This window comes from Haemophilus sp. HMSC066D02, assembly GCF_001810545.1.
Taxonomy (GTDB): domain Bacteria; phylum Pseudomonadota; class Gammaproteobacteria; order Enterobacterales; family Pasteurellaceae; genus Haemophilus_D.
On the sequence record NZ_KV801804.1, the window covers coordinates 218,050 to 240,275 of the forward strand.

Sequence of the window (22,226 nt, forward strand, 5' to 3'; positions counted from 1 at the left end):
ATTACGCGTGAGTTGGTGCATCAAGAACGGTGATATTTTTCGCCATCGCCACTGCTTCGTAGTTTTCCACTACATAAGCTTCATTGGATGACAAGTAATCTTCCACACGGTTGCGTTTCGGCGCGTCTTTTAAGTGACGGCGCATACGTTCGTCTTGCACATAGATTGACAAGTTGTCAAGTGATGTCACTAACACAGTGCCTTTAGGGAAGAATGGCACGCTTACGGCTTGTAAGCCGCCAACTCGTTTTTGGCTGACTACAATGTTGCCCGCTGCTTGTTCGCTTGGTTTTGATTGGTTGATAAGCGGGAAGTATTTGTCCGCTAACAAATCACTGCCCATAATTGCCACAAGTTTTGTGTCGTCACGGTATTGGTCAGGGATGAAATCTTCTTTTAATGCAAAGACTAATGCATCAAGATTTTTGTATTCTTTACCTTCACCGATTTCGATTTTGCCTGTGCCGCTTTTCGCTTCTTTCATCACACGTGCAGTGGCTTTTTCTTCGATTTGAACTAACCAACCTTTGTTCACGTCTTGCAATAATGGATTTGATGTGCGGTTGGTTGTTGCCGCCACGCTTGTACCGTTCCAACCGATCATGATACGGTCTAATGCAATTCGCTGTGCTTTTAAGTTACCGATTCGCGCCGCAAAGTCAGGGAATTTCGCCCAACTGTCTAACGTTGCATAGTTTAAATGCGTGTCAAAGTTGGTTTGCTCGCAAGAATATAAGTTTTCTTGCAAGCTGTGGATATCCGTGGTTTCACGTGCTTTGGTGTTGGTATCGGTACGGCTTGCAACAGGTGAAAGCACGCCTAAACGCAATGCGGCACCTTTCATTTCAGTAACAGGCACAACATTGATGCGTTTTAAGAAATCGGAACTTTCAAGCACCGCGTTTTCTAATTTTTGCTGCATTGTTGGTGTGACGGTGAATTGCCCGCCATTTGCAACAAATGCCACATCTTCGCCGTTATCTTGTGCGACACCTTCAATGTAAGCTTGGAATTTTTGTTGGGTAAATTTATTCATTTGGTTTTTTCCTAAGATAAATTAAAAGAAGCGGCCGTCAGTTTCAGGTTTTTCACCATAAACTAATGGGCGGGTGTTTTCGGCTTGTGCCGGCTTTTGTTTGAGTTCTTCAAACGTTGCATGGATTTCTTCATTGCCCGCTTTCATTTCTTCAATGTCGGCTTGGTGATTGGCAAAATTGCCTTGAAGTGCGGTCAATTTTTCTAAGATTTCTTTTTGTTGCTCGGCTAAAAGCTCAATAGCACTGGATTGGTCTGCAAAGCGTTCATCATCCGATTTTTCTTTTTTCGCAAATAACGCTTTGATTTTTTCCAACACAGATGGGCTTTTTTCTGCTTCTTCAACAAATTCCAATTCTGTTTCAACGGCAGCGGTGAAGATGTTTTCCGCTTTTAATTTGCGGGCATTTAAGCCATTGTGCGAGAAACTTAACATTTCTGTGCCTAAGCTTGCCGGATTATCTGTAACGGCTAAACCGACTAAGTATGCCTTGCCTGTGTCTGCAAAATTGGTGTCAATTTCAACTGATGTGTAAACTTTTTGACCTTCCTTATTTAAGGCAATGAGTGCATCAGTTGGTTGAAGTTCGGCTAAAAGCTGTAACTTGCCATCTTCACGTTCTTCTGCTTTCACGGCCAAGACATCACCAAAGCAGTGAGCATTGGCAAGTTCAGGGAGATAGATAGAGAATTTGATGTGATCAAGATTGATGCGTGCGCCGTAGATGTTTTTTGGATCGTAACTTTCGGCCATTTCTTCAATCCAGTTGCGCTGAATTGTGCGACCGTCAGTTGTTGCCCCTTCTGTTGCGACAACTACCCATTTAGATTTTTTTGCCATTGGTTGTCCTTTCTGTGGTTGGTTTGGCTCAAAGATTGCCATTATTCTGAAAGGTTTAATTTTTGCGGTCTATGGGTTGTTTTTGTTGCTTTTCTGTTCACAGGTGCGCTGTAAAGACTAACGCCAGCCCCCTTTCTATTATGCGGTTGTAAATTGAAAGGATTATGAATGGACGAACAAGTTATCAATCAAGCCTCGCCCGATGTGACGGCGGAAATAAAACGAAAAGCACAACAGATGTATTTTAGCGGTTATAAAATCGCTGAAATTGCTCGTCAGCTTGATATTGCCGCGTCCACGATTTCCAGTTGGAAAGATCGCGAAAAATGGGATGATGTCGCCCCTGTTGGGCGTGTTGAATTAGCCCTTGAAACAAGATTGAATTTGTTGATTGCCAAAGAAGAAAAAAGCGGGGCAGATTATAAAGAAATTGATTTGCTTGGTCGCCAAATGGAACGCATGGCAAGAGTTAAGAAATATTCTTTCGGGGATGGCAATGAAGTGGATTTAAACCCGAAACTTGCCAATCGAAACAAAGGCGAACGGAAGAAAGCAGAACAAAATGCCATTGATCAGGAACAAGAAGAATTGTTGATCAATGGCTTTCTTGATGGAATGTTTAATTATCAGCGTGTTTGGCATAAAGCGAAAGAAAACCGCATCAGAAACATTTTGAAAAGCCGACAAATCGGTGCGACTTACTATTTCGCCCATGAAGCCTTTATTGATGCATTGACGACTGGACACAATCAAATCTTTTTGTCTGCCAGTAAAAAACAGGCGTTGCAGTTTCGCTCTTACATTGTGAACTATGCCAAGCAAACGGCAGATGTAGATTTAAAAGGCGAAACCATCAAATTGCCAAATGGTGCAGAATTGATTTTTCTTGGCACGAACTCCGCCACGGCTCAATCGTATCACGGCAATTTATATTTTGATGAAGTGTTTTGGGTGCCTAAATTTGATGTGATGCGTAAAGTGGCGTCAGGTATGGCGGCGCAAAAAATGTATCGCCAAACTTATTTTTCAACGCCGACCACGATTGCACATCCCGCTTATGCGTTTTTCTCTGGAAAAGCATTTAATAAAAATCGGGCCAAGGCGGATAAAGTTGAAATTGATATTTCGCACGAGAATTTAAAAAGCGGGAAACTTTGTGCTGACCGCCAATGGAAGCAGATTGTTACCATTAATGATGCGATGGAAGGTGGGTGCAACCTATTCAATATTGACGACCTGATCGCAGAAAACAGCAAAGAAGAATTTGAACAGTTGTTTTTGTGCCAGTTTGCTGATGATAACACGTCGGCGTTTAAATTTGCTGACTTGCAACTTTGCCAAGTGGACAGCTTAGAAGAATGGCATGATTACAAGCCATTCTATCAACGCCCATTCGGTAATCGTGAAGTGTGGTTAGGTTATGACCCCGCCTTTACTGGTGACCGTGCAGCGTTAGCGATCATCGCTCCGCCTAAAGTGGAAGGCGGTGATTATCGTGTTTTGCATTGGCAAACATTTCACGGCATGGATTATGAAGCACAAGCGAGCAGAATTAAAAGTTTCTGTGATGATTACAATGTCACCCGCATTGTGATTGATAAAACGGGGATGGGTTCGGGCGTATTCCAAGAAGTTAAAAAATTCTATCCAATGGCAATCGGTCTTGATTACAACGCTGATTTAAAAAATGAAATGGTATTAAAAACGCAAAACTTAATTCAGAAACGCCGACTTAAATTTGATGGTAACGAAATCATCACCAGTTTTATGACAGTTAAAAAACGGATTACCGGAACAGGAAAGATTACTTATGTATCTGACCGTTCAGAAGATGCAAGCCATGGCGACTTATCATGGGCAATCATGAACTGCATTTTAAATGTGCCTTATGGTTTAAACGGCGATGTGTCAAGTAACCAACCAACCATTTTCACTTTTGAATAGGATTACCAAATGAGCAAAAAAACAAAAAAATCAACCGCACTTTCTACGGGGAATCAAGCACAGGCGTTCAGCTTTGGTGAACCTATTCCCGTGCTTGACCGTGCAGAAGTATTGAATTATTTCGAAAGCGTGTTGATGTATGAGAAATATTACAACCCACCAATTAATTTAAGTTATCTTGCCAAAGCCTTAAATGCATCTGCACATCATAACAGTGCGATCACGGTGAAGAAAAACATTTTGCTTTCTACCTGTAAAACGACCGCACTTTTACCACGCACGCAGTTAGAAAAACTGGTGCAAGATTACTTAGTATTCGGTAATGCTTATCTTGAAAAAGTTGAAAACACTTTCGGAAAAGTGATTGCGTTAAAATCTCCCCTTGCAAAATATATGCGCGTTGGCGTGGAGAAAGGCATTTTTTATCAGATTGTGAATGGCTTTGATGAATATGAATTCCCGAAAGATGCGGTGTTTAATCTGATCAACCCTGATGTGAACCAAGAGATTTACGGCGTGCCGGAATATTTAGCGGCTTTACAATCAGCTTTCTTAAATGAAAGTGCGACATTGTTCCGTCGCAAATATTATTTGAACGGTGCGCATGCGGGTTCGATTATCTATATGACTGACCCAACTCAAAACAAAGACGACATTGAAGCAATCAAAACACAAATCCGCCAAACAAAAGGCACTGGCAACTTTAAGAATTTATTTGTGTATATTCCTAACGGCAAGAAAGACGGGATGCAAGTCATTCCATTGTCTGATGCAGTGGCGAAAGATGACTTCTTGAATATTAAAAATGCAAGCCGTGATGATGTATTGGCGGCCCATCGTGTACCACCGCAACTAATGGGAATTGTGCCTAATAACACAGGCGGTTTTGGTGACGTAGAGAAAGCAACGCGAGTATTTTTTATCAATGAGATTATCCCACTGCAAGAACGCTTGAAAGAGATTAACAGTTGGGTAGGGGAAGATGTGATCACGTTTACCGAATACAAATTACTACAATAGATCCTTTCAAAATAAATAGCCCGCAGAAATGCGGGTTTTTTATTGCGGAAGAACTGTTTTTGTCTTGTATAGTATTAATATCTCCCAAGTTTATTATATCAAATCAATCAATAAAACAAACTTTAAAGCCCTGTTTTAACCCGATTTTTCGACCAAATGCACGCACGAAAAATCGCAGTCAAACCCTCGCCACGCCTGCGCAGTAAATGTGTGTGTTTCAACGCAAATTTAGATCCTTTCCAAAGCCTTTTCAGATCTACCGCCTTTTAGATCCTTTTAATCAGATCCTTTAACGCAAAATAACGCAAACAATTGCAAAATTTGATGTTATAATCTCGGCAAAATTAGGCTAAATAACGTCTGAATTGGCGTCCTGTTTTTTTATTGTAGTAAGCTTGGTAGTAAGCTATTTTTAATTATTAAATATTCCTTTTAAAAACAAAGTGATATTTATCTAGATCAGCTTTCGCCAGCTCCACCACAAAATAAACCTATCAAGTCCTATGAAAGACTTTAAAGCCTTGAAAATAATGACTTCAAGGCTTTTTTATTACGCTTTTAACTTCTATCAAACTCTCGAATTTGAGTAGTACGTTTAATAGTTGGCGCTTATTGATTGGTTAAATTGTTGCATTAGTAAAGTGCTTAGTAATCGGTAAATTATCAGCTAAAGGAGAAAAAATGAATATTTTATTATTAGATGGTGGTAAAGATTTCGGACATTCACACGGTGAGTTAAACCATACACTTCACAAAAAAGCGAAAGAAGTTTTGACCACACTTGGACACAATGTACAAGAAACCGTGATTGATGCCGGCTATGATGTTGAAGCAGAAATCGAAAAATTCTTGTGGATGGATGTCGTGATTTGGCAGATGCCAGGTTGGTGGATGCACGAACCTTGGACAGTGAAAAAATACATAGACGAAGTATTAACCGCTGGACACGGCAAGCTTTACCACAGTGATGGTCGCCATCGTGTCAATCCGACTGAAGGCTACGGCACAGGTGGCTTGTTGCAAGGCAAAAAACACATGCTTTCGCTTACGTGGAATGCGCCGATTGAAGCCTTTACCCGCGAAGGCGACTTCTTCGAAGGCAAAGGCGTGGATGCGTTATACATGCACTTCCACAAACTCAACGAGTTCATCGGCTTGACCCGTCTGCCAACATTCTTATGTAACGATGTGATTAAAAATCCACAAGTAGAACAATACTTAGCAGACTACCAAGCACATTTGGAAAAAGTATTTGGTTAATTGGGGAATATTCGTTTAGAAGGTGAGCATTTTGGCTCACCTTTTTTATTTTTCTCTAATCAAACTTCCTAACGGAGAGAGGGAAGAGGAATAGATTGGGTTTAGAGCACACAAGTGGTCTAATTTTGAATTGAATTTGCAAAAACACCTAAAAATCTGACCGCACTTTAAAATAAAAAGATCTAAACATCCTCAATTTGAAACTGCTTACGCCAGCGATTCGGTGAAATTTTATGTTTTTTCAAGAAGTGCTGACGCAAGGCGGTATCGCTATGAAACCCACTTTGTTCTGCAATATCAGTAATAGATAAATCTGTGCTTTCCAAAAGCTCTCTTGCTCGCTGTAGCCTTGCTTCAATTAACCATTGATTTAATGACATTCCGGTTGCTTTACGAAAATGTCGGGTGAAAGTGCTACGGCTCATTGACAAACGTTCGGCAAGGCTATCAGTCGAATGAAGTGCGGTCAGATTTTCATTTAAATAAGCAAGCAACGCATTGATATTATGATTAGGTGTGGAACGAGAAATAGGGCGTTCGATAAATTGTGCTTGTCCGCCTTCACGATGAGGGGGGATAACCAGTATTCGGGCAATATGATTGGCAATTTTCACACCATATAATTTACGGACAATAGAAAGACAACAATCCATGGAAGCTGCCGTTCCTGCTGAGGTAATCAGTCGATCTTGTTCCCAATAAATAGGATTTAAATCCCATTTCACCTGCGGAAAGCGACTAGTAAAATCACTATCTCCCAACCAATGTGTGGTTGCTTTTTTGCCGTTAAGTAGGCCACTGCACGCTAACACATAGGCGCCATAACATAACCCCACTACTGTCGCACCACGTTGATACACTTGCCGTAATGCTGTTAATAAAGCCTCAGACGGCATCACTTGAGTATTATGCCATCCAGTCATCACAACAATATCAGCATTCTCCAACCATTCTAAACCTCCATCTAAATGTATGTGAAATAGCGAGTTTGTCAGGTTGTCCGAATCGCTAACGATTTTACAGTCAAATAACGGCTTGCCGTTTAAATCCGACATAGAAAAAACGGAATATGCCATCGCAAAATGAATGGGCATCATTTGTTCATACACAATCAAAGCAACTGTGGGTTTATTCATTTTATTTCTCCTACTTTGATATGAGCATAGCACAAAAATGACCTGATCATTACGTTTATTGATTTTTTTTCTATTTTTGCGCAATTTTGTTCTCACTATAATATGTTTATTCATTCAATAACGTATATAGAAAGGGAAAAACAATGAACTTAAAAACCTTAATTAGCACTACAGCATTGGCTATTAGCACAAATACTTTCGCTGTAGATCTTGCCTCTAAAAACACTGATAGCTACCAACATATCCGCAATGCCACGGGTCGCCTGAACTATGCAGGGAAAACTTTTTTAATTGACCCGATGCTCGCTGAAAAAGGACGTTATGCAGGCTTTGAAGGAACATTAAATAGCCATTTGCGTAATCCACTTGTGGAATTGCCGATGAAAGCAGAAGATACTTTCAAAGATGTTGATGCCATTATTTTGACTCATACACATGAAGATCATTGGGATGAGGTTGCACAAAAAATTTTACCTAAATCCATCAAAATTTTTGTGCAACATGAACGGGATGGCGACTTACTCAAAGCGCAAGGTTTTACTAACATAACCAGTTTATCGCTAGAAAAACCGGTGGAGTTCGAAGGTATTATTTTAAATAAAACCGGCGGTTCTCACGGCACAACGGAAATGTACGCTGTACCACAATTAGCTGAGATTTTAGATGAAGCGATGGGCGTAATATTCCAAGTGAAAGGTCATCCCACTGTTTACTTGGTTGGTGACACAATTTGGACTGCTGAAGTAAACAAAGCCATTAATCGTTATAAACCAGATGTAATGATTATGAACACAGGTGATGCGCGTACCTTAGCTTTTCCGAATGACGGCATTATTATGGGGTTACAAGATGTTGCCCATGCTCGTAACATGCTACCGAATACAAAACTTATCACGGTGCACATGGATGCCGTAAATCATATGTCTGTGTACCGTAAGGATTTACGCCAATTTGTCCAAGCAAACAAGCTTGAAAATATAGCAATTCCAGAAGATGGTGAAACAGTGAAGTTTTAAAAACAAGCGGTTTTAATTTTGAATTGAATTTGCAAAAACGCCTAAAAATTTGACCACACTTTGTTATAAAAAAGCCGTCTGAAATTTCAGACGGCCTTTTTCTAAGAAATAATTTTAATTAATTCCTTCCACTAAAATTGCGCGGTCTGTTGTTGCGCCCAAACGGATGGATTTGAATGCTTGGAAACGCCGAAATCGGGCACGATACGCAATACTTTCCGCAAAACAGGTTTTCTGTTTCAGGAAAACCACCTGCCGGAAAACTTGACCGCGATGCAGAATATCGCTATTTTTATGGACAAACCCGATGAAGGCGAAATCATCGCGCTGGCGGCGAAAGTCGGGCGGACTGCGGGCGATTTGAACAAATATCCGACCGAATTGTCCGGCGGCATGGCGAAACGGGGAGCATTTTTGCGCCTGCTGCTGTGCGGCTGCGACCTTGCCTTGCTGGACGAGCCGTTCGTCGGTTTGGACCGCGATTTGCGCGATATTTTGGTCGCCATGCTGGTGGAAAAAATCGAGCGGCAGGGCATGGCGTGTATGCTGGTAACGCACGACCGCTTCGAAGCCGCACGCCTGAGCCATGAAATCATGCTGCTTTCCACTAAGGGCATGAACGTGCAAAACGTGATTACCCTGCCTACGCCGCTGTCCGAACGCGATTGGGCTTTTGAAGAAGCCGTGGTGGCAAGAGAGTTTCAGGGGATTCATTATTATGAGTGATAGGAATTTAAATTTCTGACAAACCTTGCGGTTCGTTGCCCTCTCCCTAGCTCTCTCCCACGGGGAAAGGGGATCAGGTTTCTCAAAATCAGAGAGCCGTAGAATTGGGAATCAGATGTCAGGTAAACCTGAAAATGTTCAGGCTCGACAGCCCAATTCCCTCTCCCCGTGGGAGAGAGCTAGGGAGAGGGTAAGCAAGCCGCAGGCTTGCCTCTTTAGCGAAAGATACGAATCTGTTATCCGAACGCGATTCGGTTTTTGAAAAAGCCGTGGTGCCAAGGGGGCAGGGGATTCATTATGAGGTGCTTTATGTTTTCGACTGTGATTACTGCTGCTGTTTTATATATTGCTACAGCAGTAGATTTGTTGGTAATACTATTAATATTTTTTGCTAGAGCAAATACTAGAAAAGAATATCGAGATATTTATATCGGACAATATTTAGGTTCTGTAATTTTAATATTAGTTAGTTTATTTCTAGCTTTTGTTTTGAATTATGTTCCGGAAAAATGGGTGTTGGGTTTATTAGGTTTAATACCGATTTACTTAGGTATTAAAGTTGCTATTTACGACGATTGTGAGGGCGAAAAAAGAGCTAAAAAAGAATTGGATGAAAAAGGGTTGTCAAAATTAGTCGGTATTGTTGCTTTGGTTACAGTTGCTAGTTGTGGTGCAGATAATATTGGACTTTTTGTTCCTTACTTTGTGACTTTAGATCTTGTCGACTTATTAGTTACTCTTCTTGTATTTTTAATATTGATTTTTGTTTTAGTATATACAGCACAAAGATTGGCTAATATTTCAGGTATTGGTGAAATTGTAGAGAAGTTTAGTCGTTGGATAATGGCTGTTATTTATATTGGTTTAGGGTTATTTATTATTATTGAAAATAATACAATTCAAACAATAATATCAATAATATGAATGATACGGGCATGTGAGTATCTGACAAACCTTCGGCTTGCTTCTTCAATACAAGATACAACCCTGTCCGCCCAATAAATCCATGTCCGAAAGCATCTTCATGCAGAATTAAGCCAAACCATGAATAAGTTTTTCACCCATCCCATGCGGCCGTTTTTCGTCGGTGCGGCGGTGCTTGCCATACTCGGCGCGTTGGTGTTTTTCATCAGCTCCGGTGCCGTCATTTTGAAATGAAACCAAATCAAAGCCGATTGAACCATCGTCCACTTGGGTACGACCATCACGTCCGCCGGTTGCTGTTGCTGATGTTTTGTAGAAAATTTTCATGATATTGTCCTCAATTCAATATTGGTTAAATGTTTTGGCGTACTGCCGTTGAAAGTGAGTTCATTATATTGAACGGCAATATGAAGTGTTATATGATTTATCCAAATTACTTGCCTATTCCTACAAAACTATGTTCTCAACTGAAACGATAGAACGCTTATTAAAAGTTATTCCACATAACGAAACCTATTCATCTCCAATTAAAGGCTTGGTGATTCGCCATGCCGATCAGCCGTTTTGCTACGAGGGTATTATTCAAGAACCGAGCATTTGCATCGTGTTAAGTGGGGAACGTGAAATACAACTAGGTGAACAATGCTACCGTTTTGACAATCAACACTTTATGTTCTGCCCTGTAAATGTGCCGATGCGCGGCGAAATTAAATATGCCGAGCCGAAAAAGCCGTTTTTAGTGATGTCGATGAAAATTGATATTGAAAGCGTTAGCAAGATTTTATTAGCAAATCCAAACCTTGCAGATGATGTTCAACAGGGCGACGAAGGTTTTGCACAATGGCATTTGGATGAATCTCTCAAAAATGCTGTTGAACGTCTATTGCTCTTGCACGAAAATCTAAAAGATATTGAGTTTCTTGCACCGCTTATCCAACAAGAAATTTATTATCGACTCCTTACAGGCGAGCAAGGTGGCAAATTTAAAGCCATGGTAAGCAATGGATCGCACACCAAAAAAATCGCCCAAGCCACCCATTATCTGCAACAACATTTTAGTGAAACCATCACCGTGGAAACCTTGGCAAATCTAAGTAGTATGTCATTATCTGGATTTCATAGTCATTTTAAGAAGATAACCAGCCTTTCACCGCTACAATATCAAAAGTCCTTACGCCTAATGGAAGCCAGACGCCTAATTGCTCAAGAAGGGCGAGGCATTACTGAAGCAGCTTACCAAGTCGGCTACGAGTCACCAAGCCAATTCAGCCGTGAATACAGACGGTATTTCGGGCATGCACCGAAGGGAGATATTAAATAGAAGGGGCTTAAAGATAGGTTTAAAAACACCTAAAAATTTGACCGCACTTTATGATGAAAAAAATCTGAAACGTTAATTTCAGACGTTTTTTATTTAACCAAGATTTTGTGAAAAACATTAAAAATGAGATAATTCTCAAACCTTTTAAGAGGCGTTATTTATAAAAATATTTGGAGAAAGCATGGAACACAAACTTGAGGATATCATTGCGATTTTTAATCAATGTTTTGAAGAAGAATATAATACGCGATTGGTTAAAGGTGGGGATGAGCCGATTTACATTCCTGCAAATGATGAGGTGCCTTATAACGCCATTTACTTTGCGAGAGGCTTTTACAGCAGTGCATTACATGAAATTGCCCATTGGTTGGTGGCGGGGAAAGAGCGTCGTAAATTAGAAGATTTTGGCTATTGGTATGAGCCAGATGGTCGTTCTGAAGAGCGTCAACGTGATTTTGAAAAGGTTGAAGTGAAACCTCAAGCGTTGGAATGGATTTTAGCCACAGCGGCGGGATTCCGTTATTTTGCCAGTGCGGATAATTTGAATGGCAATCCAGGGGATACGCAACCATTTAAGCAAGCGGTGTATGAACAAGTGAAAACCTATGCTGAAAAAGGTTTACCAAAACGTGCAGAAACCTTGCGTCATGCGTTGGCTGAATTTTATGGCTCAGAAGATCGAATTGATTTAGCGAAATTTGATGTGACTCGCATCTAAAGTGCGGTCATTTTTAGGCAGATTTTGCGTCTGTCAATTTTCCTTAAAATCGGCTAAAATAGGCCGATTTTATTTTTGGCTTTAACTTTATAAAAATATGAAAGATTCTATTATTGCAAAACTTGAAAGTTTAAAAGAACGTTATGAAGAATTAGAGGCATTGCTAGGCGATGCGTCGGTGATTTCGGATCAGGATAAATTCCGTGCGTATTCTAAAGAATATTCACAACTTGAAGATGTAGTGAAATGTTTTAATCGTTGGAATCAGCTTAATTCTAACATTGCTGAAGCAGAATTGATGTTAGATGATCCTGAGATGAAAGAAATGGCAGAAATGGAAATTGAAGAATCCAAAGCCGAAATTGAAGAGGTGGAACAACAACTTCAAATTCTTTTATTACCAAAAGATCCAAATGATGAATATAACTGCTATTTAGAAATTCGTGCGGGTACTGGTGGTGATGAAGCAGGTATCTTTGCCGGCGATTTATTCCGTATGTACAGCCGTTATGCAGAAAGTAAACGCTGGCGTGTTGAAATGCTCAGCGCAAATGAAAGCGAGCAGGGCGGTTATAAAGAAGTGATCGTTAAAGTAAGCGGTGATGGTGTGTATGGACAGTTAAAATTTGAATCAGGCGGCCACCGTGTACAACGTGTACCAAAAACAGAAAGCCAAGGTCGTATTCATACTTCAGCTTGTACTGTTGCGGTTATGCCTGAATTGCCTGAGTCTGAAATGCCGGAAATCAATCCTGCAGATTTACGTATTGATACCTATCGTTCATCTGGTGCAGGTGGTCAGCACGTTAATACAACAGACTCTGCGGTACGTATTACCCACATTCCAACAGGTATTGTGGTGGAATGTCAGGATGAGCGTTCACAACATAAAAATAAAGCTAAAGCGATGTCTGTATTGGCTTCACGTATTGTTCAAGCGGAGCAAGAACGTCAAGCCGCAGAGCAAGCAGATACCCGCCGTAACTTATTAGGTTCAGGCGACCGTTCCGATAAAATTCGTACTTATAACTACCCACAAGGTCGTGTAACAGATCACCGTATCAACTTAACGCTCTATCGCTTAGATGAAGTGATGAACGGCAAAATTGATGAGCTTATTCAGCCGATTATCACTGAATATCAAGCAGATCAATTAGCGGCATTATCTGAGAGTAATTAATGACCTACCAACAATGGCTTGCCGATGCTGCGCAAGCCTTAAATCAGGTAAATCCGACAGAGAATGGCAAAGTTGATGCGTTAGTGCTACTGCAACACGCAACGGGCAAATCGAGAACGCAAATTTTAGCTTTCGATGACACGGAAATTGATGAAAAAGTGCGGTTAAAATTGACCGCACTTTTAGATCGTCGTTTAAAAGGCGAGCCTATCGCTTATATCCTCGGAGAAAAAGAATTCTGGTCCTTGCCTTTAAATGTGTCTGAAGGAACATTAATTCCTCGCCCCGATACCGAAATTCTCGTAGAAAAAGCATTACAAATTGCGTTAGAAAAACTGGAAAAAAATCCACCGCACTTTCGTATTCTCGATCTTGGCACTGGCACTGGCGCCATTGCGTTAGCGTTGGCTTCTGAGCTTTCTCTAATTTGTCAAAAAAAGCATATTCAATTGGATGTTATTGGTGTTGATTTAATGCCAGATGTCGTCAAATTAGCGCAATCCAATGCCGAAAAAAATCAGCTCAAGGTACAATTTTTGCAGAGTCGTTGGTTTGAACATGTTGAAGGGCAGTTTGATATTATCGTCAGTAATCCGCCTTATATTGATGAAACCGATGAGCATCTTTCTCAAGGTGATGTTCGTTTCGAGCCTCGTTCGGCGTTGGTGGCGAGCGAAAACGGTTTAGCTGATTTACGTCATCTTATTAAGTGTGCACCAGTACATTTAAAAGATAATGGCTATTTATTGTTAGAGCACGGCTGGAAACAGGGTGAAGAAGTGCGGTCAATTTTCTGGCAAAATCATTGGCAAGGGGTTGCAACCATACGGGATTATGGCGACAATGAGCGCGTAACGTTGGGATATTGGAAGCAGTAATGAAATACGATCAAAAAGCCTTATATACTGAACTGACTCATTTTTATTTGAGCATTTGTGAGAAAGAGCAACTTGATGAGCCTCGTATAAGAGGGCTTGTGGGTAGCTTAGTGCGTAGAGCTCGCCAAGCTATTCCAGAAGAATGGGATGATAAAGCTAAAATTCATCAATTATTACAGCTATTTTACGGTGATTGGGGATTTCATTGCGATGCGGATAATTATTTCTATGCCCGCAATTTGTACCTTTCGTATGTTTTAGAAGAGCGTGAAGGCATGCCGGTGAGTCTTGGCGCCTTAATCCTTTATTTGGCTGCAAGTTTAAAATTGCCGATTTATCCCGTAAATTTCCCGACTCAACTGATTTTACGTGCAGAAGTCGATGGAGAAGTGGCGTTCATTGATCCTTGGAGCGGAAAATATATTTCAGTGGATGAATTGAAAAAACTCTATGAAGGCGCCTTTGGTTTTGGCGCTCAAATTCAACCTGAAGATTTAGCTCGAGCAGATATTCCGATGCTGACCGCACGTTTCCGTCAGCTCGCCAAGAATGCCTTAATTCGTGAAGAGCAAAACGATTTGGCTTTTAATTATATCCAATTCTTGTTAGCGGGAAGAAAAGATCCTTATGATATTCGCGATCGTGGCTTAGTGTTGGCGCAAATGGGCGCTTATCCTTCAGCTATTGAGGATTTAGAATATTTTGTGGATCAATGTCCAAATGATCCCACTTCTTCGCTGTTAAAAACTCAACTTTTAGAACTGAAAGGCGAAGCATTGAAAGATGCCAATGCCATCCATTAAAAAGGAAATATTATGCAAAATAAAATTGTAAAAATTGGCAATATTGATGTCGCAAATGACAAACCCTTTGTGCTTTTCGGCGGGATGAACGTGCTTGAAAGTCGCGATATGGCGATGCAAGTTTGTGAAGCTTATGTGAAAGTGACAGAAAAGTTGGGCGTTCCTTATGTTTTTAAGGCATCTTTCGATAAAGCTAACCGTTCTTCAATTCATTCTTACCGTGGTCCAGGCATGGAAGAAGGTTTAAAAATTTTCCAAGAGTTAAAAGAAACCTTTGGTGTGAAAGTGATTACCGATGTGCACGAAATCTACCAATGTCAGCCTGTTGCTGATGTGGTGGATGTGATTCAGTTACCGGCATTCTTAGCTCGTCAAACTGATTTAGTCGAAGCCATGGCAAAAACGGGTGCGGTAATTAACGTGAAAAAACCACAATTCTTAAGCCCAGGTCAAATGGGTAATATCGTCGATAAGTTTGAAGAATGTGGTAACGATAAAATTATCCTTTGTGATCGTGGTTCAAACTTTGGCTACGATAATTTAGTGGTGGATATGTTAGGCTTTGGTGTAATGAAAAAAGTGTCTAAAGGTAGCCCTGTCATTTTTGACGTGACTCATTCATTACAATGCCGTGATCCGTTTGGTGCCGCTTCAGGTGGTCGTCGTGAACAAGTGACCGAATTAGCTCGTTCTGGTTTAGCAATTGGCATTGCAGGCTTATTCTTAGAAGCACACCCAAATCCAAATCAAGCAAAATGTGATGGCCCTTCTGCATTGCCACTTTCGGCATTAGAAGGCTTTGTCTCACAGATGAAAGCCATTGATGATTTAGTGAAATCTTTTCCTGAATTAGATACCTCTATTTAATAGAGAAGTGCGGTTGAAAACAGCGTTGTTTTTGACCGCACTTTTGTTCTGTAAAAGGAGATAACAATGAATATCGTATTTTTAGACAGCACCGCAATTCCGAAACATATTCCTATTCCTCGCCCAAGCTTTCCGCATAACTGGGTAGAGTATGAATATACTTCTGCGGAGCAAACCATTGAGCGAGCAAAAGACGCGGATATTATTATCACCAGTAAAGTGATTTTAAGCCGCGAGGTGTTGCAACAACTACCTAAATTAAAATTGATTGCTATCACCGCAACAGGCACCAATAACGTGGATTTAGACGCGGCAAAAGAATTGGGTGTGACGGTTAAAAATGTGACGGGTTATTCTGCCACAACCGTACCTGAGCATGTGTTGGGGATGATTTTTGCGTTAAAACACAGCTTGGCTGGCTGGCAGCGCGATCAAATAACCGGTAAATGGACAGAGAGCAAACAGTTCTGCTACTTTGATTATCCCATTACGGATGTTAAAGGTTCAACGTTAGGCGTGTTTGGAAAAGGTTGTTTAGGCACAGAAGTGGGGCGTTTAGCCGAGCTTTTAGGCATGAAAGTCCTTTATGCTGAACATCGAAATGCGACAACATGCCGTGAAGGTTACACGCCTTTTGAAGAGGTGCTAAAACAGGCCGATATTCTGACATTGCATTGTGCATTGACTGAAACAACCAAAAATTTAATCAATCAAGAAACCTTGTCACTTTGTAAGAAAGGTGCGTATTTAATCAATACTGGTCGTGGTCCATTGATTGACGAGCAAGCAGTTTGTGACGCATTAAAATCAGGGCAATTAGGTGGTTCTGCATTAGATGTGTTAGTGAAAGAACCACCAGAGAAAAACAATCCTCTGATTGAATTAGCGAAAACGATGCCGAATTTAATTATCACACCTCATATTGCTTGGGCGAGTGATAGCGCGGTAATCACGCTAACGAAAAAAGTGACGCAAAATATTGAAGATTTCGTTCAACAATTAAATCAAAAATAATGAATTTACCTATTTCTTTATACGTCGCCCTGCGATATTGGCGGGCAAAAAGTGCTGATCGTTTTGGGCGACTTGTTGCTAATTTGGCAAGCTTTGGCATCGTACTGGGTGTGATGGCATTGATTATTGTGCTTTCTGTCATGAATGGACTAGAAGGCTATCAAAAACAACAGGTGCTTTCGAGCATTCCGCATGCGATTGTTAGCCAAGAAGCGCCTATTTCTGCAGAAAAACCGCTTGAAAATACACCGCACTTTGTGCAAAAAGCTGTACCGATTAATACCACGAATGTTGTGTTTCAAACGGCAAAAGGTGTGAGCGCGGGACAAGTGATTGGTATTCAGTCTTTTTCAGATGATCCTTTACTGGAAGGTTTCGATCCTAGTCAGTTTAACCAACTTTTACCGCAAGGTGAGTTTAAGTTGATTATTGGTGATACGTTGGCGCAAAAATTAGGCTTAGTGGTAGGCGATAAAGTTCGCTTAATGATTACGGAAAACAGCCAATACACCCCATTTGGTCGAGTGCCGATGCAGCGTTTATTTACGGTGAGCGAGCTTTACTATGATTATGGTGAAGCGTCAGGCTATGAAGTTTTTGCTAATTTAGCGGATATTGGTCGCCTAATGCGCATTCAACCAGGTGAGGCTCAAGGCTATCGTTTATTCCTGGATGATCCTTTCCAAATCACAGAATTGCCGACCTATTTTAAAGAGAGCCATATCAGCGATTGGCGTGTCCAAAAAGGGGAGTTTTTCCAAGCGGTCCGTATGGAAAAAAATATGATGGGCTTGTTGATTAGCTTAATTATTGTTGTTGCGATTTCGAATATCGTGACCTCATTAAGTTTAATGGTGGTGGATAAACAAGGGGAAATCGCTATTTTGCAAACGCAAGGTGTGACTAAATCACAAGTGCGTTCGATCTTTATTTATCAAGGTTTATTGGTGGGGCTAGTGGGCACATTGATTGGTGCTGTACTGGGTGTATTAATCACCTTAAACCTTGGGGCAATTTTAAGTGCGGTCAATCCGAACGGTGTTTTCTTGCCAACATCCATTGAGCCTGTGCAAGTCATTATTGTGATTGCCTTTTCTTTATTGTTATCTTTATTATCAACCATTTATCCAGCTTATCGTGCGGCAAAAACAAAACCGGCGGAAGCATTACGTTATGAGTAAAATATGAATAACTATTTATTAGAATGCCAAAATATTAATAAATTTTACCAAGAAGGCGAGAACCAAACCCAAGTATTAAAAGGCGTAAGCTTTGCCATGAAACCACAAGAATTAGTGGCGATTGTGGGGAGTTCTGGTTCGGGAAAAAGTACTTTATTGCACACTTTAGGTGGTTTAGATCAGCCAAGCAGTGGAGAAGTGTTTATTAAAGGGCAATCTTTGCAAAAAGCGTCTGAAAGTGAATTGGCTAAATTACGTAACCAAAATCTAGGTTTTGTGTATCAATTTCACCATTTAATGGCGGATTTTACTGCGTTAGAAAATGTGATGATGCCAATGTTAATTGGTCGTCAGAATAAAACAGAAGCAAAAGATCGTGCTGAAAAAATATTAGGCGCAGTAGGCTTAAGTCATCGCATTACTCACCGACCGTCAGCCCTTTCTGGTGGGGAACGTCAACGTGTGGCGATAGCTCGTGCATTAGTGAATAATCCCGCTCTCGTCTTGGCTGATGAACCAACCGGTAACTTAGATCATAAAACCACCGAAAGTATTTTTGAGTTGATTCAAACCTTGAATTCGGAACAAAACATTGCGTTTTTATTGGTGACGCATGATATGTCATTGGCGCAAAAACTGTCTCGTTGTTTAACTATGCAAGACGGCATTTTGAAGGAAGGTGCATAATGAATACGCCTTTTTTCATTAGTTGGCGTTATCAGCGGGGCAAGCAAAAAAATCCGTTGGTAGCGTTAATTTCAAAATTCTCTGCTATCGGTATCGCCCTTGGCGTAGCGGTGTTGATCGTGGGGTTAAGTGCGATGAATGGCTTTGAGCGTGAATTAAACTCGCGCATTTTGGCTGTCGTGCCACATGCGGAAATCACAGTAAATCCACAGGGCAATGAAGCCACATTAAACCATTGGCAAAAGCTAGCGGATCGTCTAAAAACAAATAAAAAAATTACCGCACTTTCGCCTTTTGTGAGTTTTACAGCTTTAGTCGAGAATGGCAATAAACTTAAAGTCGTTCAAGTGAAAGGGGTCGATAAACAAGCTGAAGATCAAGTGAGTTCTCTCGGTAAGTTTGTGGAAGGCGATGGCTGGCAAAAATTTGCAGAAGAAGGTGGATTGGTGCTGGGCTCTGGTATTGCGAAAGAGTTAGATGTTCAAGCCGGTGATTGGGTGTCGTTATTAATCTCTCAACCAAATGGCGAAGATCAAATAGCTCAGCCTAATCGTGAGCGTGTTCAAGTGACTGCTATTTTGCGTTTAGATGGCCAGTTAGACCACAGTTATGCCTTATTGGCATTGCCTCAAGCACAAGAATTAATGGGGTATCGCGAAGATCAAATCACCGGCGTTGAATTAAAAGTGGATGATCCATTTAAAGTACAAGACATGGATTATTCGATGCTAAATGATTATCCGCAACTGCTTTACATTCAAAACTGGGTGGCAAAATTTGGCTATATGTATCGTGATATTCAGCTTATCCGTACGGTAATGTATATCGCCATGGTGCTTGTAATTGGGGTAGCGTGTTTTAATATTGTTTCTACCTTAATTATGGCGGTAAAAGACAAGCAAGGTGATATTGCGATTATGCGAACCCTGGGGGCAAATAATGGCTTTATTAAACAAATCTTTATTTGGTATGGTTTGCTTGCTGGGATGAAAGGGTGTTTGATTGGTATCGTGTTAGGCGTCGTACTTGCTCTTAATCTCACACCGATTATTCAAGGCATCGAGACATTACTCGGTAAAAAACTGTTATCAGATGGCATCTATTTCGTTGATTTCTTACCAAGCGAATTACATTGGTTCGATGTTGTATTAGTTCTCGTGGCGGCATTGGTATTGAGTTTACTCGCCAGTCTTTATCCAGCTAGTCGAGCGGCAAAATTACAGCCAGCTCAAGTATTGAGTAATCACTAATAAAAAATCAGGGATTAAGCATTTAATCCCTGATTTTTTTATTGTTCAACCGTTAATTATTATTGGTTTTCTTTATCTGTTTTTAATAAGCCAGATGAGCCTTCAGAATAATCACGAGGAGGCTCTTCAGATTTACTTTCTGATGAGGCAGTCACCAATTGCTGGGTAAATAAACCTTTGTCGGCGGGTTTACTGCCAAGCAAGGTTTCAGATGAAGCGGCATAGTGACGGTACAGTTTTTGATAATCACCAATTAAGGTTTTAAATAATTCAGCACTTTCTGCGAAATGTTTTTCAAGTTGTGCTTGTTTATCGCTTAATTGTGTTTTTACTTCTTTTAGTTCAGCTTCAGTTTGAACTTGTTTTTTAACAGAACCTTTTGTTAAGCGTAATAACACATAGCCTAAGATTACGCCAACTACAAGCCCAATCACAGCAGCTTGCCACATTTCTGGTGTCCATGATTGCATACATTACTCCTTCTTTTGAATTCAGTGTTGAGTGTAAAGGAAAACCGAAAAACTTTCTTTGCGGTTGATCACATTTTGAAAAAGCATTGCTTACACAGCTGCGATAATAACAATTTCAACTTTCCAATCAGGATCTGCAAGTTTCGCCTCTACCGTTGCTCGGCTTGGTGGATTTTGACTATCGACCCATTCATCCCATGCTTGGTTAAGTTGAGCATAATCAGCCATATCTGCAAGGAAGATTTGAGTAGTGAGAATTTTGCCTTTTTCAGAACCAATTTCAGCCAATAATTTATCGATCAGTGAAAGGACTTCTTTGGTTTGTTCGTAAGCATTTTGCTTAACGGTTTTTTCCGGTACTTGGCCTGCAAAATAGGCGGTATGGTTATGAATGACCACTTCAGAAAAGCGTTTACTTGGTTGAATGCGTTGAATCGACATAATGGCTCCTTTTTGATGAAGATAATTCCATTCTAAAGGCGGTTTTAGACTTTGTAAATCAAGAAATTGTGGGATAAAATAACTGAGAATTTTTATCAACTAAAGAGAACTATGAAACTCCTGATTTCGAATCAATATGGCGCCATTGTGATGGCATTATTGCCTTTTGTTTATGGTATGTTATTAGCGTCTCCCGTTTGGGCGCATTTCTTTTTGATGTTAGCTTGGTTCACCATGTATTTGCTGAGTTACCCAATGCTTAGTCTCTTTAAAGGCAAAAATATGGCGGAATATAAAAAGTGGACTATCATCTATGGTGTTGCGGCTTTTTTATTTGCGCTTCCTGCCATTTTTTATAACTGGCAAATTCTTTTCTTTATTGCCGCCATGTTTCCTTTTGTATTAGTGAGTATCTATTACACCAAGAAAAAAGATGAACGCAATCTTCTCAATGATTTAGCGGGTATTGTGATTTTTGCCCTTGCAGGTATGGGATCCTATTATTTTTCTGACCGCACTTTTGATGAAAAAATCTGGTGGGTAGCATTGTATCCAAGCTTATTTTTTATTGGCACGACGCTTTACGTCAAATCAATGATGCGTGAACGCAAAAATCCGCTTTATCTCAAAGCCTCCATTATTTTCCACGTGCTTTGCGTACTCGGTTGCTTGTTTACCCAACACTATGTCTTGTCACTTGCTTTTGTGCTGGCGTTAATTCGTGCCATTTATTTACCCACCAAGAAACTTTCAGTGAAACAAGTCGGTCTAATAGAATTCGGAACATCCGCCATTTTTTTGATTATTTTATTGATAGCGACATTATAAGATGAAGACATTAGCCAAATTTTTACTCCTCGCCACGTTTACCTTAAGTAGTTCAGCATTTGCGATGAAAACTATTGATTTGGTCGATAAAGCGCAAATGACGGATCAGCAAAAAATGGATCTGGCACAAAAACTGGCAGAGAAACAAGATTGGAAAGCGGTTTTTGAAATTATGTATCCTTTAGCTTTGGAAGGTAATTTACAAGCACAAAGCAATTTAGGGATGCTTTATAATTTAGGCCGTGGAGTGGATGAAAATAAAGAGCTGGCTTACTGGTGGTTTAGTGAAGCAGCTGAGCGAGGCAGTATTAAAGCTATCAATAATTTGGCGGTCATGTATTTCAACGGCAACAACTATGTAAAACAAAATACCGCTCAAGCGATTAAATTATTTGAAGCCAGTGCAACAAAAGATCCCGATGCTATGCTTACATTAGGGGAAATTTATACCAATCAGAAAGAATTTACCAAAGCCTTTGAATGGTTCCAAAAAGCCGCTAATGCGGGCAGCAATGAGGGGCGATTCCGTTTAGCTCGTTTGTATGAAGAAGGGATTGGGACACAAGTGAATATTGGTTTGGCCAAATTGCTTTATTTGGAAATTATGAATACAGCAAAAAAGGATGAAATCAAAGAAATCGCCAGACAGCGATTACAGCGTTTAAGCTTATATTAAGAAAAAGTGC

Annotated in this window: 24 protein-coding genes; 18 read left to right on the plus strand and 6 right to left on the minus strand. The window is 40.5% G+C overall.

The window, feature by feature from the left end; genetic code table 11:
- Position 1: 1 nt before the first annotated feature.
- Together HMPREF2750_RS01345 and HMPREF2750_RS01350 are read right to left on the minus strand one after the other, a co-directional pair.
- Positions 2-1,036 (minus strand): phage major capsid protein, P2 family, encoded by a 1,035-nt coding sequence (locus HMPREF2750_RS01345; protein ID WP_070582280.1) that lies wholly within the window; start codon positions 1,034-1,036, stop codon positions 2-4.
- Between the two features lie 21 nt (positions 1,037-1,057).
- The gene (locus tag HMPREF2750_RS01350) at positions 1,058-1,876 is read right to left on the minus strand and encodes a GPO family capsid scaffolding protein (protein WP_070582281.1); all 819 of its coding nucleotides are present in this window, start codon (positions 1,874-1,876) and stop codon (positions 1,058-1,060) included.
- Between the two features lie 168 nt (positions 1,877-2,044).
- Here HMPREF2750_RS01350 and HMPREF2750_RS01355 point away from each other — a divergent pair, with 168 nt between their 5' ends.
- From HMPREF2750_RS01355 to HMPREF2750_RS01365, 3 genes are all read left to right on the plus strand, one after another.
- Positions 2,045-3,820 (plus strand): terminase large subunit domain-containing protein, encoded by a 1,776-nt coding sequence (locus HMPREF2750_RS01355; protein WP_070582282.1) that lies wholly within the window; start codon positions 2,045-2,047, stop codon positions 3,818-3,820.
- A gap of 9 nt (positions 3,821-3,829) precedes the next feature.
- Positions 3,830-4,840, plus strand: coding sequence for a phage portal protein (locus tag HMPREF2750_RS01360; RefSeq protein ID WP_070582283.1), 1,011 nt, complete (start codon positions 3,830-3,832; stop codon positions 4,838-4,840).
- Between the two features lie 681 nt (positions 4,841-5,521).
- The gene (locus HMPREF2750_RS01365; protein ID WP_070582284.1) at positions 5,522-6,100 is read left to right on the plus strand and encodes an NAD(P)H-dependent oxidoreductase; all 579 of its coding nucleotides are present in this window, start codon (positions 5,522-5,524) and stop codon (positions 6,098-6,100) included.
- Between the two features lie 182 nt (positions 6,101-6,282).
- Here HMPREF2750_RS01365 and HMPREF2750_RS01370 read toward each other — a convergent pair whose 3' ends face one another.
- Entirely contained in the window at positions 6,283-7,236 is a 954-nt protein-coding gene (locus HMPREF2750_RS01370) for a GlxA family transcriptional regulator (protein ID WP_070582285.1), read from the minus strand.
- Between the two features lie 143 nt (positions 7,237-7,379).
- Here HMPREF2750_RS01370 and HMPREF2750_RS01375 point away from each other — a divergent pair, with 143 nt between their 5' ends.
- From HMPREF2750_RS01375 to HMPREF2750_RS01385, 3 genes are all read left to right on the plus strand, one after another.
- Complete coding sequence (locus tag HMPREF2750_RS01375) at positions 7,380-8,252, plus strand: MBL fold metallo-hydrolase (protein WP_070582286.1); 873 nt, start codon at positions 7,380-7,382, stop codon at positions 8,250-8,252.
- A gap of 180 nt (positions 8,253-8,432) precedes the next feature.
- Positions 8,433-8,978: an ATP-binding cassette domain-containing protein gene (locus HMPREF2750_RS01380; RefSeq protein WP_239657826.1), complete on the plus strand. Its 546-nt coding sequence runs from the start codon at positions 8,433-8,435 to the stop codon at positions 8,976-8,978.
- 309 nt (positions 8,979-9,287) lie between these two features.
- On the plus strand, positions 9,288-9,902 hold the full coding sequence (locus HMPREF2750_RS01385; protein WP_049371213.1) for a CadD family cadmium resistance transporter: 615 nt from the start codon (positions 9,288-9,290) through the stop codon (positions 9,900-9,902).
- Positions 9,903-10,010: 108 nt separating this feature from the next.
- Here the strand turns inward: HMPREF2750_RS01385 and HMPREF2750_RS01390 are convergent, their stop codons facing one another.
- A complete protein-coding gene (locus HMPREF2750_RS01390; RefSeq protein ID WP_070582287.1) occupies positions 10,011-10,229 on the minus strand; it encodes an OsmC family protein in 219 nt (72 codons plus the stop codon).
- 85 nt (positions 10,230-10,314) lie between these two features.
- Between HMPREF2750_RS01390 and HMPREF2750_RS01395 the strand changes: the two genes are divergently transcribed.
- From HMPREF2750_RS01395 to lolE, 10 genes are all read left to right on the plus strand, one after another.
- Positions 10,315-11,223 carry an AraC family transcriptional regulator gene (locus HMPREF2750_RS01395; RefSeq protein WP_261660553.1) on the plus strand — a complete coding sequence of 303 codons (909 nt, stop codon included), beginning with the start codon at positions 10,315-10,317 and terminating at the stop codon, positions 11,221-11,223.
- A gap of 181 nt (positions 11,224-11,404) precedes the next feature.
- Positions 11,405-11,941 (plus strand): elongation factor P hydroxylase, encoded by a 537-nt coding sequence (locus HMPREF2750_RS01400; RefSeq protein ID WP_070582288.1) that lies wholly within the window; start codon positions 11,405-11,407, stop codon positions 11,939-11,941.
- Positions 11,942-12,038: 97 nt separating this feature from the next.
- Complete coding sequence (gene prfA / locus HMPREF2750_RS01405; RefSeq protein ID WP_005698533.1) at positions 12,039-13,121, plus strand: peptide chain release factor 1; 1,083 nt, start codon at positions 12,039-12,041, stop codon at positions 13,119-13,121.
- Positions 13,121-13,999: a peptide chain release factor N(5)-glutamine methyltransferase gene (gene prmC, locus HMPREF2750_RS01410; RefSeq protein WP_070582289.1), complete on the plus strand. Its 879-nt coding sequence runs from the start codon at positions 13,121-13,123 to the stop codon at positions 13,997-13,999. The genes prfA and prmC overlap by 1 nt, the downstream gene beginning before the upstream one ends.
- A complete protein-coding gene (locus tag HMPREF2750_RS01415) occupies positions 13,999-14,802 on the plus strand; it encodes a SirB1 family protein (RefSeq protein ID WP_070582290.1) in 804 nt (267 codons plus the stop codon). The genes prmC and HMPREF2750_RS01415 overlap by 1 nt, the downstream gene beginning before the upstream one ends.
- Before the next feature lie 12 nt (positions 14,803-14,814).
- Positions 14,815-15,669: a 3-deoxy-8-phosphooctulonate synthase gene (gene kdsA, locus HMPREF2750_RS01420; RefSeq protein ID WP_049367492.1), complete on the plus strand. Its 855-nt coding sequence runs from the start codon at positions 14,815-14,817 to the stop codon at positions 15,667-15,669.
- A gap of 66 nt (positions 15,670-15,735) precedes the next feature.
- A complete protein-coding gene (locus HMPREF2750_RS01425) occupies positions 15,736-16,683 on the plus strand; it encodes a 2-hydroxyacid dehydrogenase (protein ID WP_070582291.1) in 948 nt (315 codons plus the stop codon).
- Positions 16,683-17,864, plus strand: a complete 1,182-nt coding sequence (locus HMPREF2750_RS01430; RefSeq protein ID WP_070582292.1) for a lipoprotein-releasing ABC transporter permease subunit — start codon at positions 16,683-16,685, stop codon at positions 17,862-17,864. The genes HMPREF2750_RS01425 and HMPREF2750_RS01430 overlap by 1 nt, the downstream gene beginning before the upstream one ends.
- Before the next feature lie 3 nt (positions 17,865-17,867).
- Positions 17,868-18,551: a lipoprotein-releasing ABC transporter ATP-binding protein LolD gene (gene lolD, locus HMPREF2750_RS01435; protein ID WP_070582293.1), complete on the plus strand. Its 684-nt coding sequence runs from the start codon at positions 17,868-17,870 to the stop codon at positions 18,549-18,551.
- Entirely contained in the window at positions 18,551-19,801 is a 1,251-nt protein-coding gene (gene lolE, locus HMPREF2750_RS01440) for a lipoprotein-releasing ABC transporter permease subunit LolE (RefSeq protein ID WP_070582294.1), read from the plus strand. The genes lolD and lolE overlap by 1 nt, the downstream gene beginning before the upstream one ends.
- Before the next feature lie 59 nt (positions 19,802-19,860).
- Here the strand turns inward: lolE and HMPREF2750_RS01445 are convergent, their stop codons facing one another.
- Together HMPREF2750_RS01445 and HMPREF2750_RS01450 are read right to left on the minus strand one after the other, a co-directional pair.
- Positions 19,861-20,271, minus strand: a complete 411-nt coding sequence (locus HMPREF2750_RS01445) for a Z-ring associated ZapG family protein (RefSeq protein ID WP_049365925.1) — start codon at positions 20,269-20,271, stop codon at positions 19,861-19,863.
- A gap of 90 nt (positions 20,272-20,361) precedes the next feature.
- Entirely contained in the window at positions 20,362-20,712 is a 351-nt protein-coding gene (locus HMPREF2750_RS01450; RefSeq protein ID WP_070582295.1) for a RidA family protein, read from the minus strand.
- Between the two features lie 111 nt (positions 20,713-20,823).
- Here HMPREF2750_RS01450 and HMPREF2750_RS01455 point away from each other — a divergent pair, with 111 nt between their 5' ends.
- Both HMPREF2750_RS01455 and HMPREF2750_RS01460 read left to right on the plus strand, forming a co-directional pair.
- The gene (locus HMPREF2750_RS01455) at positions 20,824-21,540 is read left to right on the plus strand and encodes a YwiC-like family protein (RefSeq protein WP_070582296.1); all 717 of its coding nucleotides are present in this window, start codon (positions 20,824-20,826) and stop codon (positions 21,538-21,540) included.
- A gap of 64 nt (positions 21,541-21,604) precedes the next feature.
- Entirely contained in the window at positions 21,605-22,216 is a 612-nt protein-coding gene (locus HMPREF2750_RS01460) for a tetratricopeptide repeat protein (protein WP_257282668.1), read from the plus strand.
- Positions 22,217-22,226 lie beyond the last annotated feature (10 nt).